Raw genomic sequence first — 15,383 nt, 5'->3', positions numbered from 1 at the left:
AGAGAGGAAAGATGAGTACTTTAGCAAAAATAGAAGCGCTCTTGTTTGTAGCGGGTGAAGATGGGATTCGAGTCCGCCAGTTGGCTGAACTCCTCTCTCTGCCCCCCACAGGCATCCAACAGAGTTTAGAAAAGTTAGCCCAGAAGTATGAAAAGGACCCAGATTCCAGTTTGGCTCTGATTGAGACAGGTGGTGCATACAGATTGGTCACCAAGCCTCAATTTGCAGCAATTTTGAAGGAATACTCCAAGGCTCCAATCAACCAGAGTCTGTCTCAGGCTGCCCTTGAGACCTTGTCCATCATTGCCTACAAGCAGCCGATTACGCGGATAGAAATTGATGCTATTCGTGGGGTCAACTCTAGTGGAGCATTGGCAAAGTTGCAGGCCTTTGACTTGATACGAGAAGACGGGAAAAAAGAAGTTTTGGGGCGTCCCAACCTCTATGTGACTACGGATTATTTCCTAGATTACATGGGAATTAACCATTTGGAAGAATTACCAGTGATTGATGAGCTTGAGATTCAAGCCCAAGAAAGCCAATTATTTGGTGAAAGGATAGAAGAAGATGAGAATCAATAAGTATATTGCCCACGCAGGTGTGGCCAGTAGGAGAAAAACAGAAGAGTTGATCAAGCAAGGCTTGGTGACTGTCAACGGACAAGTGGTGCGAGAACTCGCAACGACCATCAAGTCAGGTGACAAAGTCGAAGTTAAAGGCCAGCCCATCTACAACGAAGAAAAGGTCTACTATCTGCTAAACAAACCGCGCGGTGTGATTTCCAGTGTGACAGATGACAAGGGTCGTAAGACGGTTGTCGATCTTTTGCCCAATGTAAAAGAGCGCATTTACCCAGTTGGACGTTTGGACTGGGATACATCGGGTGTCTTGATTTTGACCAATGATGGGGACTTTACAGACGAGATGATTCACCCCCGTAATGAGATTGACAAGGTTTATGTTGCGCGTGTTAAAGGTGTGGCCAATAAGGACAATCTCCGCCCCTTGACCCGTGGTCTTGAAATTGATGGCAAGAAAACAAAGCCAGCTGTTTATGAAATTCTCAAAGTGGATCCAGTTAAAAATCGCTCTGTGGTACAGTTGACCATCCACGAAGGGCGTAACCATCAGGTTAAAAAAATGTTTGAAGCTGTCGGTCTCCAAGTAGATAAACTGTCTCGTACACGTTTTGGACATCTAGACTTGACAGGTCTCCGTCCAGGTGAATCTCGTCGCCTTAACAAAAAAGAAATTAGCCAACTACATACCATGGCTGTAACCAAGAAATAATGAAACGAATTTTAGTAGCGCCTGTGCGCTTTTACCAACGGTTTATCTCGCCAGCCTTTCCACCCTCTTGTCGCTTTGAGCCTACTTGTTCCAACTATATGATTGAGGCTATTGAAAAATATAGCTTCAAGGGTGTCTTGATGGGCTTGGCACGGATTTTACGTTGCCATCCTTGGTCGAAAACAGGTAAGGACCCCGTCCCAGACCATTTTTCCCTCAAACGGAATCAAGAAGAAAAATGAGGCTAGGTAAAAATATTTTAGTGAAATGATAAAAACGCATCCTATCAGGTTTGAGTGAGCTTGATAGGATGCGTTTTATCATGTAAAGATGTGATTGAGTTTAAAGTAGCTTATTTCAAGGCTTTTTGTACGTCTTCAATCATGAGTTTGGTTGATTCAAGTCCGCCTCCACTTAGATACCAGAGGTCTGGTGTTAGTTGGATAATCTTACCATTTTTAGCGGCAGGTGTTTCAGCGATAAGGGCATTTTCTAGGACACCGTCGTTACTAGAGTTGTCACCACCAATGGCAAGGGTACGGTTGATGACAAAGAGGATGTCAGGGTTGATTTCTTTGACACTTTCAAAGCTGACTTCTTGTCCGTGACGTGAGTCTTCAAATTTTGTATCAGTTGGCTTGAATTTCAAAGTTTGATACAAGAAAGAGAAACGAGATTGGGCACCAAAGGCAGCCATTTTTCCTTCGTTGAGGAGGATAGCAAGGGCTTTTTTGTCAGAACTTTCGTTTTTAGTAGCGACTTCTTGGATGTTCTTGTCTAGCTTGGCCAATTCTTCCTTGGCTTTCTGTGTACCAGTTTCACCAAAGGCGCTTGCTAAGGATTCAATGTTGGTCTTAGTAGAAGTCCAGTAGTCGTCTTTGCTTGCTTGGAAGAGAACGGTTGGGGCGATTTCTTTGAATTTATCTACAAATTTTTGTGTACGTGGTGAAGCGATAATCAAATCCGGTTCAAGAGCAGCAATGGCTTCTAAATCAGGCTCTTTCATAGAACCAACATTTTTGACAGTTCCCGCTAGGTCTTTTAGATAAGTCGGAACAGTTTTTGTAGGCATTCCGACGATATTTTTTTCAAATCCTAAAGCGCGAATAGTATCCGCAGCGCCGAGGTCAAAGGTCACAATCTTTTCAGGTACTTTTGAAAGTTTGACCTCGTCTAGTGAACTTTTAATGGTTATCTCTGTTGGAGCAGAAGTGCTTGTCTCCGTCTGGCTGGTACTTGAGTTTGAGGTTGTACTACATGCACCAAGTAGGAGCAAGAAGCTGACCGCTAGGGCAGTGAGGTAAAGTTTAAGGGATGTTTTCATGATTTCTCCTTTTTAAAATGTGATAACGATGTAAGGGGCTCTTAGATAGGCTTGTTAGCTAAGAGACAGAGGGTTCTCTAACATGAGTTCAGAATAGCTAGCTATAGATACAGAGCTTTTTGCCATTGATATCAGCTAGCGTGATGGGAATCTCATAAAGTTGACTGAGCAGGTCAGCTTGCATGATTTGACATGTCGTTCCCTTGCTAAAGACCTGGCCGTCCTTGAAGGCGACAATCTCATCTGCATACTGACTAGCCATGTTGATATCGTGGAGGACGATGATAATGGTCTTACCGAGTTCCTCCACCAGTCGTCGAAGAATCTGCATCATGCTGACGCTTTGCTTGATATCGAGATTGTTGAGTGGTTCGTCCAGCAAGATAAAGTCCGTATCCTGGGCCAGTACCATAGCGATAAAGACGCGCTGGAGTTGCCCCCCTGACAGGCTATTGATGTAGCGGTCTTTTAAGTTGGTCAGTTCCAGATAGTCCAGAGTTTCTCGGATTTTTTCCCAGTCTTCTGCCTTCAGTCGACCACGGCTGTAGGGAAAACGTCCAAAGCTGACCAGTTCTTCAACGGTCAATTTGGCTTGGTAATTGATCTTCTGCTTTAGGATAGTGAGTTCTTTGGCCAGTTCTTGCGAATTCCAGCTCTCGATTTCACGTCCTTTGATACTGAGAACTCCTTGATCTTTCTTGGTTAGTCTGCTCATGATGGAGAGGAGAGTCGATTTTCCAGCACCATTTGGACCAATAAAGGCTGTCAGTTTTTGAGGACTGACTTCAAGCGAAATGCCTTGCAAAATATCCTGTTTTTGAATGGATTTGTCAATGTTTTCCAGTTTCACTGACGAGCCCTCCTGTATAGTAAGATAAAGAATAAGAAGCCACCCACACTCTCAATGATCATACTGATGCGAATTTCCAGAGCAAATACTCGTTCGATGAGGGCTTGCCCCAAGGTCAAACTGATAAATCCAATCAGAATAGCCACGATAAAGAGTAACTTGTGCCGATAATCTTTGACAATCAGGTAAGTGAGATTGGCTAGCATAAAGCCGAAGAAGGCCATAGGCCCTACCAAGGCAGTAGCCGTTGAAGCCAAAAGCACGATGCCCCAGAGGAGCTCTCTCTGTTCTTTTTCAACATCAAGCCCCAGTATCTGAGCCGTTTCTCTTTGCAGGTGCAAGACATCCAGAACGACTGCTTTTCGAAAGAAAAAGATTGTCAAAGCGAGGATGATCAGAGAACCGATGGCTAGGATGGAAGTGTTGAGATGCTGAAAGGAGGCAAAGAGACTGTTCTGCAGTTTATCGTATTCATTTGGATCCATCAGGACTTGGAGGAAGGTACTGATATTTCGAAAGAGACTTCCGAGGGCTAGACAGATTAGCAGGATGAAGACCAGGTCTTGCTTCATCAGCGTCTTCAAGTAGCCTTGTAAGGCGAGAAAGAAGAGGGATTGGAGCAGAAGCAAGACTAGAAATTCTAAGACAGGAGACTTTCCAAGCTGTAGAAACTTGCTTTCAAATATCAGTAGCAGGGTCTGTAGCAAGACATAGAAGGATTCGATTCCCAAAATACTTGGCGTTAGAAAGCGATTTTCCGTCAAGGTTTGAAAACTAATGGTCGAAATCCCTGTCGCGATGGCTACCAAGAGATAAACGATGATTTTTTGGGAACGTAGCTTCCAGGCAAAGGTAGACAGCTGGGTGAAGGGCCAAAAGTAGAGGAGACAAGCTCCGATGGCCAGAATAATGAGAAGGCAGAAGAGCTTGGTATGTTTGCTTTTAGACTGCATCTTTTTGCCCCCCTCTCCATAGCAGTAAAATAAAGACAAGACTACCGATGATTCCTAGTAGGAGACTGACAGACAGCTCATAGGGCCGAATCAAGACTCGAGAGAGGATGTCGCAAACCAGAACTAAATTGGCACCGACCAGAGCGACAATGAGTTTGGTTTGACTTAGATTATCTCCATAGCGCTTGCGGACAAGATTGGGAACGATAACTCCAAGAAATGGTAAGCCGCCAACGGTAATCATGGTGACACTTGTCGTTAGAGCCACCAGAAAGAGGGCTAGTTTTTCAAGTAGGGAGTAAGAAATCCCCAAACTCTCACTGGTTTCCTTGCCCAGGTTCATGATGGTGAAGGTTTGGGACAATTTCCAAACAGCTATCAGGATAATGAGGCCTAAGAATAGCCACTCATACTGATGGGTCTGAATCATGGAGAAGGACCCCTGGGTCCAAGCAGTCATACTCTGAACCAGATTGAAACGGTAGGCGATAACTTCTGTGATAGAACCGATAATTCCACTATAGATGATCCCAATCAGAGGCAACATCCACCTTTCCTTTATAGTAAAAATGGTCATAAAGGCTAGGAAGAAGAGGGTGAATACGATGGATGAAACAAAAGCAAAGACCATCTTTTGAGTCAGACTAGCAGACGGAAAGACAAAGAGGCTCAATACCATTCCCAGTTTGGCGGCTTCTGTCGTTCCGACTGTACTCGGAGCAGCAAACTGATTTTGAGTAATGGTCTGCATGAGGAGGCCTGCTATACTCATACTGGAGGCTGTCAGGAGAATGCTGATGGTTCTTGGAAGACGGGACTCTTGAAGGAGAAGCCAAGTTTCATGATCCAGAGCAAAGAGTTTTCCCCATGAAAAATCACTGGTCCCAATGCTAATAGAGAGAAAGACTAGGAGTAGAAGTAAGCCGATTAAATAATGAGAAAGTTTCATACCCCGTCCTTTCATGCAGAATTGGTATCTAAAGATACCTGCGGATATTACTGTATCACGATTTCTTTAATCTGTCAATAAATTTTCTGACAATTTAATGTAAAAAGAAAGAAAAATTCCTGAAATAATATCTGCCTCTCTCTTTTATTGGAAAACTGGGTACAAACCAATCTACCTTCCCACTATCTTTCTCCTATAAAAAGTGGTAAAATGGATGAAAGAAAGAAGGAACTGAAATGACAACATTATTTTCAAAAATCAAAGAAGTGACAGAACTTGCTGCGATCTCAGGTCATGAAGCACCTGTCCGTGCTTATCTTCGTGAAAAGTTGACACCGCATGTGGATGAAGTGGTGACAGATGGCTTGGGTGGTGTTTTCGGTATCAAGCATTCAGAAGCTGCCGATGCACCGCGTGTTTTGGTCGCTTCCCACATGGACGAAGTTGGTTTTATGGTCAGCGAGATCAAGCCAGACGGTACATTCCGTGTCGTTGAAATTGGTGGCTGGAACCCTATGGTCGTTAGCAGCCAACGCTTTAAACTCTTGACTCGTGATGGTCATGAAATTCCTGTGATTTCAGGTTCTGTTCCTCCACATTTGACTCGTGGAAAGGGTGGACCAACCATACCATCCATTGCAGATATTGTTTTTGATGGTGGTTTTGCGGACAAGGCTGAGGCAGAAAGCTTCGGCATCCGTCCGGGTGATACGATTGTCCCTGATAGTTCCGCTATCTTGACAGCCAATGAAAAAAATATCATCTCAAAAGCTTGGGACAATCGCTACGGTGTCCTCATGGTAAGCGAGCTTGCTGAAGCTTTGTCAGGTCAAATGCTTGGAAATGAACTCTATCTTGGTGCCAATGTCCAAGAAGAAGTTGGGCTTCGTGGCGCTCATGCTTCTACAGCTAAGTTTGACCCAGAAGTCTTCCTCGCAGTTGACTGCTCACCAGCAGGTGATGTCTATGGTGGGCAAGGCAAGATTGGGGATGGAACCTTGATTCGTTTCTATGATCCAGGTCACTTGCTTCTCCCAGGAATGAAGGATTTCCTTTTGACAACGGCTGAAGAAGCTGGTATCAAGTACCAATACTACTGTGGAAAAGGCGGAACAGACGCTGGAGCAGCTCATCTGAAAAATGGCGGTGTCCCATCTACAACTATCGGTGTCTGCGCTCGTTATATCCACTCTCACCAAACCCTCTACGCGATGGATGACTTCCTAGAAGCTCAAGCTTTCTTGCAAGCCTTGGTGAAAAAATTGGACCGTTCAACTGTTGATTTGATTAAAAATTATTAAACATAAGGGAGGTGGTAGGGATGGCAGAACCAAACTTAGAAAGCCTTATAAAAGATCTTTATAACCATGCCCGTCAGGGCTTAAGTGAAGATTTAGTTGCTGCTCTCCTAGAGACTGCTAAAAAACTGCCTACTACAAATGAGCAATTACTGGCAGTTCGTCTCTCAGGCCTGGTCAATCGTGAATTGCTCCTAAATCCCAAACATCCGGCACCTGAGTTAATCAACTTAGCTCGCTTTATCAAAAGAGAAGAAGCTAAGTACAGGGGCACTGCAGTTTCTGCTATTATGTTTGGTGAACTCTTTAAGATGCTTTGATTCCATTGTGAATCAAAGCATTTTTCTATATGACAGAAAAGCAATTCTTGGTTAGGAGAAGAAAAACCATCCCATTCAGGATAGCTTCTTTGTTCTTAGATTTGTTCAGCAATGACCTTTTCAGCTAGATTCATAGCATGGTCTGATACACGAGTGTAGTGGGAAACAATATCGATAAAGTTGACCCCAGCTTGCGTTGAACACTCACCCTTGTTGAGGCGTTTGATGTGGGTCTTTCTGAGAACACGTTCCATATTGTTGATTTCTTTATGGCGTTCAATCAAACTTTGAGCTTTTTCAATATCATTGTTTTCTACACTATCAAGGGCATCCTTGATAAAGCCGGTGGTTTTTTGATAGATATCAGCCAATTCTTGCAAAGCAGCTTCAGAGAATTCAACATTTTTACGTTGAAGGTAGTCAGTCAAGTTGAGAAGAGCTTCTGCGTGGTCCCCAATTCTTTCCAAATCGCGGGATGAATCCAGGATATTGGTGAGCACTTCACTTTCTTTCTGGCTAAGAGCTTCGCTTGAAAGAGTAATGAGATAGCGAGTCAATTTTTCATCAATGGTGTTGATGGCTTCTTCCGTCTTGTGACCTTTTTCAGCAACCTTTTCATTGAGGTCAATGATGTAGTTGTATGAAAGGTCAAAGGCTTTAGAAGCATAATTTCCTAAGTGAAGGAGTTCTTTCTTCGCATTTCCGAGAGCGATCGATGGGGCTTGTTTGATGAAATGCTCATCAAGATATAAGGGTTCATATTTGACAACCTCGTCCTCTCCAGGAATAATCTTGGTTACAAAGTAAGCCAGAGCTCCGATAAATGGAAACTGGACAATGGTGTTGGTAATATTAAAGGTTCCGTGAGCAAAGGCGATGGTCATTTCCGGTGCTAGATTTAACGTGGATTCAAACCAATGAATCAGGGCTGTAAAAGGAACTAGAAAAATAACGCAGACGACTGTTCCGATAACGTTGAAGGCAACATGAGCTCCTGCTACCCGTTTAGCTGCAATATTAGCCCCTAAAGAAGCGATGATGGCTGTAATGGTTGTCCCGATATTGTCGCCAAATAGAACTGGCAAAGCTCCCTGTAGGTCAATCAGATTGCTGGCGTAGAGGTTTTGTAAAATCCCAATGGTAGCCGAAGAAGCTTGAATCAGCAAGGTTAAGCCGGTACCAACAAAGACACCCCAAACAGGATTCTTACTTAGCTCAATCATATAGTCTTTAAAGACCTGTAAATCCTTGAGTGGAGCCATTGCGCCGCTCATGAGATTGAGGGCAAAAAAGATACCACCGACACCAAAGAGGATGCGTCCGATATTATTGACTGTACGATTTTTCGTAAAGAAGAGACAGACAGCACCGATAAAGAGCATAGGTAGGGCATAGTCACCTAGTTTAAAACCGATGAGAAAAGATGTGACAGTTGTCCCGATATTAGCACCCATGACAATCCCGATAGCCTGACGTAAGGTTAAGAGACCTGCACTGACCAAGCCAACTGTGATAACTGTTACACCAGAACTAGACTGAATTAGAGCAGTCATCCCGATACCAACCAGAACTCCAAAGAAAGGATTGCTAGTATATTTATCGATGTAAAAACGAAGGCGATCTCCAGCAGCTTGTTGCAAACCGTCTCCCATGGTCTTGATACTATATAAGAATAGTCCCAGACCACCTAAAAAGTGAAATAAAATTTCCTGCCAATTAATGGACATTTCTTTTTCCTCCGAAAAATAATAACGGAATTTCTCCCATTCTATTCTAAAGGATAAAAGTAAATCTAACAAGTGTTAAGCTAAGATTTTAGAAAGAAAATTCGTGAGAAAAGGAAAAAATAATCTACTCTAGCATGACATGAAGATTAAATATCGAAAAATCTTGTGTAATCTTTCCTTATATTTCCAAAGTGTGATATAATTAACACGTATAAAAAAAGAAGGAGTCATATCTAATGGCAAAATTGACTGTTAAAGACGTTGACTTGAAAGGGAAAAAAGTTCTCGTTCGTGTTGACTTCAACGTACCTGTTAAAGATGGCGTGATTACAAACGACAACCGTATCACTGCAGCTCTTCCAACTATCAAGTACATCCTTGAACAAGGTGGACGTGCAATTCTCTTCTCTCACCTTGGACGTGTAAAAGAAGAAGCAGACAAAGAAGGTAAATCACTTGCTCCTGTAGCTGCTGACTTGACTGCTAAATTGGGACAAGAAGTTAAATTTATCCCAGGTGTTACGCGTGGTGCTGAATTGGAAGCAGCTATCAACGCTCTTGAAGATGGACAAGTTCTTTTGGTTGAAAACACTCGTTACGAAGATGTTGACGGCAAAAAAGAATCTAAAAACGATCCTGAACTTGGTAAATACTGGGCATCACTTGGAGATGGTATCTTCGTAAACGATGCATTCGGTACAGCTCACCGTGCACACGCATCTAACGTTGGTATCTCAGCAAACGTTGAAAAAGCAGTTGCTGGTTTCCTTCTTGAAAACGAAATTGCCTACATCCAAGAAGCAGTTGAAGCTCCAGAACGCCCATTCGTAGCCATCCTTGGTGGTTCAAAAGTTTCAGACAAGATTGGTGTTATCGAAAACTTGCTTGAAAAAGCTGATAAAGTCCTTATCGGTGGTGGGATGACTTACACATTCTACAAAGCTCAAGGCATCGAAATCGGTAACTCACTTGTAGAAGAAGACAAATTGGATGTTGCGAAAGCTCTTCTTGAAAAAGCAGACGGCAAATTGATCTTGCCAGTTGACTCAAAAGAAGCAAACGCATTTGCCGACTACACTGAAGTGAAAGACACTGAAGGTGAAGCAGTAGATCCAGGTTTCCTTGGTTTGGATATCGGTCCAAAATCTATCGCTAAATTCGATCAAGAATTAACTGGTGCGAAGACAGTTGTATGGAACGGACCAATGGGTGTATTTGAAAATCCTGACTTCCAAGCTGGTACAATCGGTGTGATGGACGCTATCGTGAAACAATCAGGCGTTAAATCAATCATTGGTGGTGGTGACTCAGCTGCTGCAGCCATCAACCTTGGTCGCGCAGACAAGTTCTCATGGATTAGTACGGGCGGAGGCGCTTCAATGGAGCTTCTTGAAGGTAAAGTTCTTCCAGGACTTGCAGCCTTGACAGAAAAATAAGATTTACTAAATGAATCAAAGAAGAGGGGAATGGAAGTTCCTCTTTTCTTTGGCTTAAAATAAAAACGCTTCCTCTCACCTATTACTCATAAAAATCACCGATTTATGATAAAATGGAAATAGAAAGTTGAGATTATGAGTTATTTTAAAAAATATAAATTCGATAAATCCCAGTTCAGACTTGGTATGCGAACCTTTAAAACAGGTATTGCTGTTTTTCTAGTTCTCTTGATTTTTGGCTTTTTTGGCTGGAAAGGTCTTCAAATCGGTGCTTTGACAGCGGTTTTTAGTCTGAGAGAGAGTTTTGATAAGAGTGTTCATTTCGGAACTTCGCGTATTCTAGGAAATAGTATCGGAGGCCTCTATGCCTTGGTCTTCTTCTTATTAAATACCTTTTTCCACGAGGCTTTTTGGGTGACCTTGGTGCTTGTCCCAATCTGCACCATGTTAACCATTATGACAAATGTTGCCATGAACAATAAGGCAGGAGTTATTGGTGGTGTAGCGGCTATGTTAATCATTACCCTATCAATACCGATCGGTGAAACAATTTTGTACGTATTTGCGCGTGTATTTGAAACATTTATGGGAGTTTTTGTCGCAATCCTTGTGAATTATGATATTGAGCAACTGAAACTCTTTTGGGAGAAAAAAAGAAAATAATGTTACATTTTATGACATTATTCGTTGACGTTTGTCTTTTTTTAGACTATAATAGACAGGAAGAGGGAAATTGTAAATGAAGGAAAGAGAATTTCGCCGAAATATGGCTGTTTTTCCTATCGGCAGTGTTAAGAAGTTGACCGATCTATCGGCGCGTCAGATTCGTTATTATGAAGATCAAGAGTTGATCAAACCTGATCGAAACGAAGGGAACCGCCGCATGTATTCCTTGAATGACATGGATCGTCTGCTTGAAATCAAAGATTATATCTCTGAAGGTTATAATATCGCTGCCATTAAGAAAAAATATGCTGAACGTGAAGCGAAATCCAAGAAAGCGGTGAGTCAGACTGAGGTGCGTCGTGCACTTCACAATGAACTCCTCCAACAGGGTCGCTTTGCTTTAGTACAGTCACCTTTTGGTCGCGGTTAGGCAACCGCAAGTAGTCATACATTAAGGAGAAAACTCATGCCAATCACAGCTGCAGATATTCGTCGTGAAGTCAAGGAAAAAAATGTTACCTTTATTCGTCTCATGTTCTCAGATATTTTGGGAACCATGAAAAACGTCGAAATTCCTGCTACAGATGAACAGTTAGATAAAGTCTTGTCAAACAAGGCGATGTTTGATGGATCTTCTATTGAAGGTTTTGTACGTATCAATGAGTCAGATATGTACTTGTACCCAGACTTGGATACCTGGACAGTCTTCCCTTGGGGAGATGAAAATGGAAGTGTTGCAGGTTTGATCTGTGATGTCTATACAACAGAAGGTGAACCATTTGCAGGTGACCCTCGTGGCAATTTGAAACGTGCTCTTCGTCACATGGAAGAAGTCGGATTCAAGTCCTTCAACCTTGGTCCAGAACCAGAATTCTTCCTATTTAAGCTGGATGAAAATGGGGATCCAACACTTGAAGTAAATGACAAGGGTGGCTACTTTGATTTGGCGCCTACTGACCTTGCGGACAATACACGTCGTGAGATTGTCAATGTCTTGACCAAAATGGGATTTGAAGTAGAAGCAAGTCACCACGAAGTTGCGATTGGTCAACATGAAATTGACTTTAAGTATGATGAAGTTCTCCGTGCTTGTGATAAGATTCAAATCTTTAAGCTTGTTGTTAAAACCATTGCTCGCAAACATGGCCTTTACGCAACCTTTATGGCCAAACCAAAATTTGGTATTGCCGGATCAGGTATGCACTGTAATATGTCCTTGTTTGATGCAGAAGGAAATAATGCCTTTTTTGATCCAAATGATCCAAAAGGGATGCAGTTGTCAGAAACGGCCTACCATTTCCTTGGTGGTTTGATTAAACATGCCTACAATTATACTGCCATTATGAATCCAACAGTGAACTCATACAAACGCTTGGTTCCAGGTTATGAAGCCCCTGTTTACATTGCTTGGGCTGGTCGCAACCGTTCACCACTTGTACGCGTGCCTGCTTCACGTGGTATGGGAACTCGTCTTGAGTTGCGTTCAGTGGATCCGATGGCAAACCCATACATCGCTATGACTGTTCTTTTGGAAGTTGGTTTGCATGGTATTGAAAATAAAATCGAAGCACCAGCTCCTATTGAAGAAAATATCTACATCATGACAGCAGAAGAGCGTAAGGAAGCTGGAATTACAGACCTTCCATCAACTCTTCACAACGCTTTGAAGGCTTTGACTGAAGATGAAGTGGTTAAGGCTGCCCTAGGAGATCACATCTATACTAGCTTCCTTGAAGCTAAGCGTATCGAGTGGGCTAGCTATGCGACCTTTGTTTCACAATGGGAAGTTGATAATTATTTAGACCTTTACTAATAAAGAAGAAAGATTGCCTAAGGGCAGTCTTTTTCTTGTATTTTATATCGAGCTGTGATATAGTTCATATAACGAAGTTCGATATATCAAATTAAATAGGAGGTGTGGTTAAATGGAATTAAAAGATAAGATCAGGCGTATTTACTTTCCCATGACTGAAACGGGTTTTTATATCTTGTTTTGTCTACAGAAGGAGAACCATGGATATGGTATCACACAAAAGGTCAAGGAGATGACAGGTTCGCAAGTTTCAATTAGTCCTGGAACTATGTATGGAACCTTGTCAAAAATGGAAAAGGATGGTTTGATTTCCTTTGTCCGAGAAGAGGAAAAACGGAAAATTTATCACATCACAGACTTGGGACGAAAGGTTTTGGAGATAGAATTGAAACGTATTGAACGACTTTACAGAAATAGTCGGGAGGAAGGATGATGGAAAAGAAAAGTGTTTACCGAATTTTTACAATTGCGGATTATGAGAGGGATGATTTATACTTTAGAGAAATGCATGCCAAGGGCTGGAAACTTAGAAAAGTAAGCTATTCTATCTTGTTGTTTACGGTTAAGTATACCTTTGAAAAGTGTCAACCTGAGCAAGTGTATTATCAGTTGGATTTTTATCCAATGAAAAAATCAGAGAGAGCCTCCTATTTACAACTGTTTAAAGACTGTGGCTGGGAGCATATTACAGACTTTAATAGTTTTTCTTACTTTAGAAAAGCGCATTCTGAAATTGAATCGGATGCAGAATTTGAAATCTATAATGACGCTGCTGGGAAGTTAGCTGTGGTTAATCGCATTTTAAGACTGCGATTAGTACCTGTTTTACTTTTGCTAGCCATACATATACCATTCTTACTTAAATTGCTCAATAGAAGTAATGCGTATGGTCTATGGAGTTTACTTGCGGTCGGGCTAGATGTTTTCTTGTCTTTAATCCTTTTGTTAATAGCTTCCTATATTAGCTGGAAGTTATGGCATAAAAAGAAGGAATTATCAGATTTATGATAGGATAGGTATGCTCAAAATTGGAGGAGAAGTCATGATAAATAAAAAGCAATTTCGAATTTTCACTATTCTTGATTTGGACAAGGAAGAAGAGTATTTGCATGAGATGCACTTGAAAGGCTGGAAGTATAGAACTAGTCGTTTTGATTTTTTCTATTTTGACCAATGTCAACCGGACGATGTCATCTACCGTATCTATGATTCTAGATTTCTTAAAAAGTATCAGCATGAATTGCAAGATTTTAGAAATAGAGGTTGGGGATTGATAGGAGCAGGTTCTTGTTCAATTCTTCGTAAATCGGCTTCTGATATACTTTCAGAGGATCAAGTTTATATGAGTAAGAGTCTTGGATGGGAAGTTATGCAATCTAGACTTCGTTCCTGTACAGCTACTTTCTCGGGTGGTCTTGTTGTTTGTATGAGTTTATTTAAAGAAGAGCTGTCTATGTCTTTCTTTATTATTTTTCTTTTATATGCCTTTCTGATTTCTTATCTAATCCTTGGTTTTTTCAGACTTAAAAGGAAATACCAAGTAGATGGAAGGTAAGGTTCTAGGTCTTCAGACTGATTTTTAGCACTCTTGGCAAAAGAGTGCTAATTTTTTGAGTTTTTGTCTTGACATTCTCTTCTAAGGGTGTATAATAGAATCATGAGTTAGCACTTGAGTGTATTGAGTGCTAATTGATCGGACAGAGAGGAGTGATGAGATGGTTACAGAGCGTCAGCAGGATATTCTAAATCTGATCATTGACATCTTTACCAAAACGCACGAACCTGTCGGATCCAAGGTGCTGCAAGAGTCTATTAACTCTAGCAGTGCAACCATTCGTAATGATATGGCGGCTCTAGAAAAGCAAGGTTTGCTTGAGAAGGCTCATACTTCAAGTGGTCGGATGCCAAGTGTTGCTGGTTTTCAGTACTATGTGAAACACTCACTGGATTTTGACCGACTGGCTGAAAATGAAGTCTATGAGATTGTCAAAGCCTTTGATCAGGAGTTCTTCAAATTGGAGGATGTTCTGCAAGAGGCTGCAAATCTACTGACAGACCTGAGTGGCTGTACGGTAGTAGCACTGGATGTTGAGCCAAGCAGGCAACGTTTGACAGCCTTTGATATCGTTGTTTTGGGGCAACATACAGCCCTGGCAGTATTCACCCTAGACGAGTCGCGAACGGTTACCAGTCAATTTCTGATTCCAAGGAACTTCTTGCAGGAAGATTTGCTGAAACTTAAGGCAATTATTCAGGAACGTTTCCTCGGTCACACCGTTCTAGATATTCACTACAAGATTCGGACGGAAATTCCGCAGATTATCCAGCGCTACTTCACAACAACGGACAATGTCATGGGTCTCTTTGAACACATTTTTAAAGAAATGTTCAACGAAAACATCGTGGTAGCGGGCAAGGTCAATCTCTTGAATTTTGCCAATCTGGCAGCCTATCAGTTCTTTGAGCAGCCACAAAAGGTGGCCTTGGAGATTCGTGAGGGGTTGCATGAAGACCAGATGCAAAATGTCCGTGTTGCGGACAGTCAGGAATCCTGTCTAGCTGACTTAGCGGTGATTAGTAGCAAGTTTCTCATTCCTTATCGGGGAGTTGGAAGTCTAGCGATTATTGGTCCGGTCAATCTGGATTACCAACAGCTAATCAACCAAATCAATGTAGTCAATCGTGTTTTAACCATGAAGTTGACAGATTTTTACCGCTACCTCAGCAGTAATCATTACGAAGTACATTAAGATTGAA

At 42.0% G+C, this 15,383-nt stretch carries 18 protein-coding genes; 13 read left to right on the top strand and 5 right to left on the bottom strand.

Translation table 11 applies throughout. The annotated features are described in order from the left end of the window. The first annotated feature begins 11 nt into the window (after positions 1-11). The 3 genes from scpB to yidD are packed head-to-tail and all read left to right on the top strand — an operon-like array spanning position 12 to position 1,532. On the top strand, positions 12-581 hold the full coding sequence (gene scpB, locus OVN21_RS08700) for an SMC-Scp complex subunit ScpB (protein WP_267248102.1): 570 nt from the start codon (positions 12-14) through the stop codon (positions 579-581). Further along, positions 568-1,290 carry a pseudouridine synthase gene (locus tag OVN21_RS08695; RefSeq protein ID WP_267248101.1) on the top strand — a complete coding sequence of 241 codons (723 nt, stop codon included), beginning with the start codon at positions 568-570 and terminating at the stop codon, positions 1,288-1,290. The genes scpB and OVN21_RS08695 overlap by 14 nt, the downstream gene beginning before the upstream one ends. Further along, complete coding sequence (gene yidD / locus OVN21_RS08690) at positions 1,290-1,532, top strand: membrane protein insertion efficiency factor YidD (protein ID WP_267248100.1); 243 nt, start codon at positions 1,290-1,292, stop codon at positions 1,530-1,532. The genes OVN21_RS08695 and yidD overlap by 1 nt, the downstream gene beginning before the upstream one ends. Positions 1,533-1,642: 110 nt before the next feature. Here yidD and OVN21_RS08685 read toward each other — a convergent pair whose 3' ends face one another. The 4 genes from OVN21_RS08685 to OVN21_RS08670 form a co-directional block, all read right to left on the bottom strand. Continuing rightward, complete coding sequence (locus tag OVN21_RS08685; RefSeq protein ID WP_267248099.1) at positions 1,643-2,614, bottom strand: siderophore ABC transporter substrate-binding protein; 972 nt, start codon at positions 2,612-2,614, stop codon at positions 1,643-1,645. A gap of 97 nt (positions 2,615-2,711) precedes the next feature. Further along, positions 2,712-3,464 carry an ABC transporter ATP-binding protein gene (locus OVN21_RS08680; protein ID WP_267248098.1) on the bottom strand — a complete coding sequence of 251 codons (753 nt, stop codon included), beginning with the start codon at positions 3,462-3,464 and terminating at the stop codon, positions 2,712-2,714. Then, positions 3,461-4,417, bottom strand: coding sequence for an iron chelate uptake ABC transporter family permease subunit (locus OVN21_RS08675; protein ID WP_267248097.1), 957 nt, complete (start codon positions 4,415-4,417; stop codon positions 3,461-3,463). The genes OVN21_RS08680 and OVN21_RS08675 overlap by 4 nt, the downstream gene beginning before the upstream one ends. Continuing rightward, the gene (locus OVN21_RS08670) at positions 4,407-5,366 is read right to left on the bottom strand and encodes an ABC transporter permease (protein WP_267248096.1); all 960 of its coding nucleotides are present in this window, start codon (positions 5,364-5,366) and stop codon (positions 4,407-4,409) included. Before OVN21_RS08670 ends, OVN21_RS08675 begins: the two co-directional genes overlap by 11 nt. A 236-nt stretch (positions 5,367-5,602) precedes the next feature. Here OVN21_RS08670 and pepA point away from each other — a divergent pair, with 236 nt between their 5' ends. Both pepA and OVN21_RS08660 read left to right on the top strand, forming a co-directional pair. Next, positions 5,603-6,667 (top strand): glutamyl aminopeptidase, encoded by a 1,065-nt coding sequence (pepA, locus tag OVN21_RS08665; protein ID WP_267248095.1) that lies wholly within the window; start codon positions 5,603-5,605, stop codon positions 6,665-6,667. 20 nt (positions 6,668-6,687) lie between these two features. Continuing rightward, on the top strand, positions 6,688-6,984 hold the full coding sequence (locus OVN21_RS08660; RefSeq protein WP_267248094.1) for a bacteriocin immunity protein: 297 nt from the start codon (positions 6,688-6,690) through the stop codon (positions 6,982-6,984). Positions 6,985-7,079: 95 nt separating this feature from the next. Here the strand turns inward: OVN21_RS08660 and OVN21_RS08655 are convergent, their stop codons facing one another. Beyond that, positions 7,080-8,711: a Na/Pi cotransporter family protein gene (locus OVN21_RS08655; RefSeq protein WP_267248093.1), complete on the bottom strand. Its 1,632-nt coding sequence runs from the start codon at positions 8,709-8,711 to the stop codon at positions 7,080-7,082. A 236-nt stretch (positions 8,712-8,947) separates the two neighbouring features. Here OVN21_RS08655 and OVN21_RS08650 point away from each other — a divergent pair, with 236 nt between their 5' ends. From OVN21_RS08650 to hrcA, 8 genes are all read left to right on the top strand, one after another. After that, positions 8,948-10,147 carry a phosphoglycerate kinase gene (locus OVN21_RS08650; RefSeq protein ID WP_267248092.1) on the top strand — a complete coding sequence of 400 codons (1,200 nt, stop codon included), beginning with the start codon at positions 8,948-8,950 and terminating at the stop codon, positions 10,145-10,147. Between the two features lie 135 nt (positions 10,148-10,282). After that, positions 10,283-10,810 carry an FUSC family protein gene (locus OVN21_RS08645; protein ID WP_267248091.1) on the top strand — a complete coding sequence of 176 codons (528 nt, stop codon included), beginning with the start codon at positions 10,283-10,285 and terminating at the stop codon, positions 10,808-10,810. Positions 10,811-10,886: 76 nt separating this feature from the next. Further along, positions 10,887-11,243: a transcriptional repressor GlnR gene (glnR, locus tag OVN21_RS08640; protein ID WP_267248090.1), complete on the top strand. Its 357-nt coding sequence runs from the start codon at positions 10,887-10,889 to the stop codon at positions 11,241-11,243. A 36-nt stretch (positions 11,244-11,279) separates the two neighbouring features. Continuing rightward, complete coding sequence (gene glnA / locus OVN21_RS08635; protein ID WP_267248089.1) at positions 11,280-12,626, top strand: type I glutamate--ammonia ligase; 1,347 nt, start codon at positions 11,280-11,282, stop codon at positions 12,624-12,626. A 112-nt stretch (positions 12,627-12,738) separates the two neighbouring features. Continuing rightward, entirely contained in the window at positions 12,739-13,059 is a 321-nt protein-coding gene (locus OVN21_RS08630; protein WP_267248088.1) for a PadR family transcriptional regulator, read from the top strand. Beyond that, entirely contained in the window at positions 13,059-13,634 is a 576-nt protein-coding gene (locus tag OVN21_RS08625; protein WP_267248158.1) for a DUF2812 domain-containing protein, read from the top strand. Before OVN21_RS08630 ends, OVN21_RS08625 begins: the two co-directional genes overlap by 1 nt. Before the next feature lie 34 nt (positions 13,635-13,668). After that, complete coding sequence (locus OVN21_RS08620; protein WP_267248087.1) at positions 13,669-14,181, top strand: DUF2812 domain-containing protein; 513 nt, start codon at positions 13,669-13,671, stop codon at positions 14,179-14,181. 160 nt (positions 14,182-14,341) lie between these two features. Next, on the top strand, positions 14,342-15,376 hold the full coding sequence (hrcA, locus tag OVN21_RS08615; RefSeq protein WP_267248086.1) for a heat-inducible transcriptional repressor HrcA: 1,035 nt from the start codon (positions 14,342-14,344) through the stop codon (positions 15,374-15,376). The last annotated feature ends 7 nt before the right edge of the window (positions 15,377-15,383 follow it).

This window comes from Streptococcus sp. Marseille-Q5986, from assembly GCF_946902915.1.
In the GTDB taxonomy this organism is placed as follows: domain Bacteria; phylum Bacillota; class Bacilli; order Lactobacillales; family Streptococcaceae; genus Streptococcus.
Note: the sequence above shows the minus strand (reverse complement) of the source record. Positions and strands in the feature narration are given on the sequence as shown.

Excerpts from the sequence above, each read along its gene's own strand:
- scpB (WP_267248102.1), top strand. The coding sequence starts at position 12 with ATGAGTACTTTAGCAAAAATAGAAGCGCTCTTGTTTGTAGCGGGTGAA.
- OVN21_RS08695 (WP_267248101.1), top strand. The coding sequence starts at position 568 with ATGAGAATCAATAAGTATATTGCCCACGCAGGTGTGGCCAGTAGGAGA.
- yidD (WP_267248100.1), top strand. The coding sequence starts at position 1,290 with ATGAAACGAATTTTAGTAGCGCCTGTGCGCTTTTACCAACGGTTTATC.
- OVN21_RS08685 (WP_267248099.1), bottom strand. The coding sequence starts at position 2,614 with ATGAAAACATCCCTTAAACTTTACCTCACTGCCCTAGCGGTCAGCTTC.
- OVN21_RS08675 (WP_267248097.1), bottom strand. The coding sequence starts at position 4,417 with ATGCAGTCTAAAAGCAAACATACCAAGCTCTTCTGCCTTCTCATTATT.
- OVN21_RS08670 (WP_267248096.1), bottom strand. The coding sequence starts at position 5,366 with ATGAAACTTTCTCATTATTTAATCGGCTTACTTCTACTCCTAGTCTTT.
- pepA (WP_267248095.1), top strand. The coding sequence starts at position 5,603 with ATGACAACATTATTTTCAAAAATCAAAGAAGTGACAGAACTTGCTGCG.
- OVN21_RS08660 (WP_267248094.1), top strand. The coding sequence starts at position 6,688 with ATGGCAGAACCAAACTTAGAAAGCCTTATAAAAGATCTTTATAACCAT.
- OVN21_RS08655 (WP_267248093.1), bottom strand. The coding sequence starts at position 8,711 with ATGTCCATTAATTGGCAGGAAATTTTATTTCACTTTTTAGGTGGTCTG.
- OVN21_RS08650 (WP_267248092.1), top strand. The coding sequence starts at position 8,948 with ATGGCAAAATTGACTGTTAAAGACGTTGACTTGAAAGGGAAAAAAGTT.
- OVN21_RS08645 (WP_267248091.1), top strand. The coding sequence starts at position 10,283 with ATGAGTTATTTTAAAAAATATAAATTCGATAAATCCCAGTTCAGACTT.
- glnR (WP_267248090.1), top strand. The coding sequence starts at position 10,887 with ATGAAGGAAAGAGAATTTCGCCGAAATATGGCTGTTTTTCCTATCGGC.
- glnA (WP_267248089.1), top strand. The coding sequence starts at position 11,280 with ATGCCAATCACAGCTGCAGATATTCGTCGTGAAGTCAAGGAAAAAAAT.
- OVN21_RS08630 (WP_267248088.1), top strand. The coding sequence starts at position 12,739 with ATGGAATTAAAAGATAAGATCAGGCGTATTTACTTTCCCATGACTGAA.
- OVN21_RS08625 (WP_267248158.1), top strand. The coding sequence starts at position 13,059 with ATGGAAAAGAAAAGTGTTTACCGAATTTTTACAATTGCGGATTATGAG.
- OVN21_RS08620 (WP_267248087.1), top strand. The coding sequence starts at position 13,669 with ATGATAAATAAAAAGCAATTTCGAATTTTCACTATTCTTGATTTGGAC.
- hrcA (WP_267248086.1), top strand. The coding sequence starts at position 14,342 with ATGGTTACAGAGCGTCAGCAGGATATTCTAAATCTGATCATTGACATC.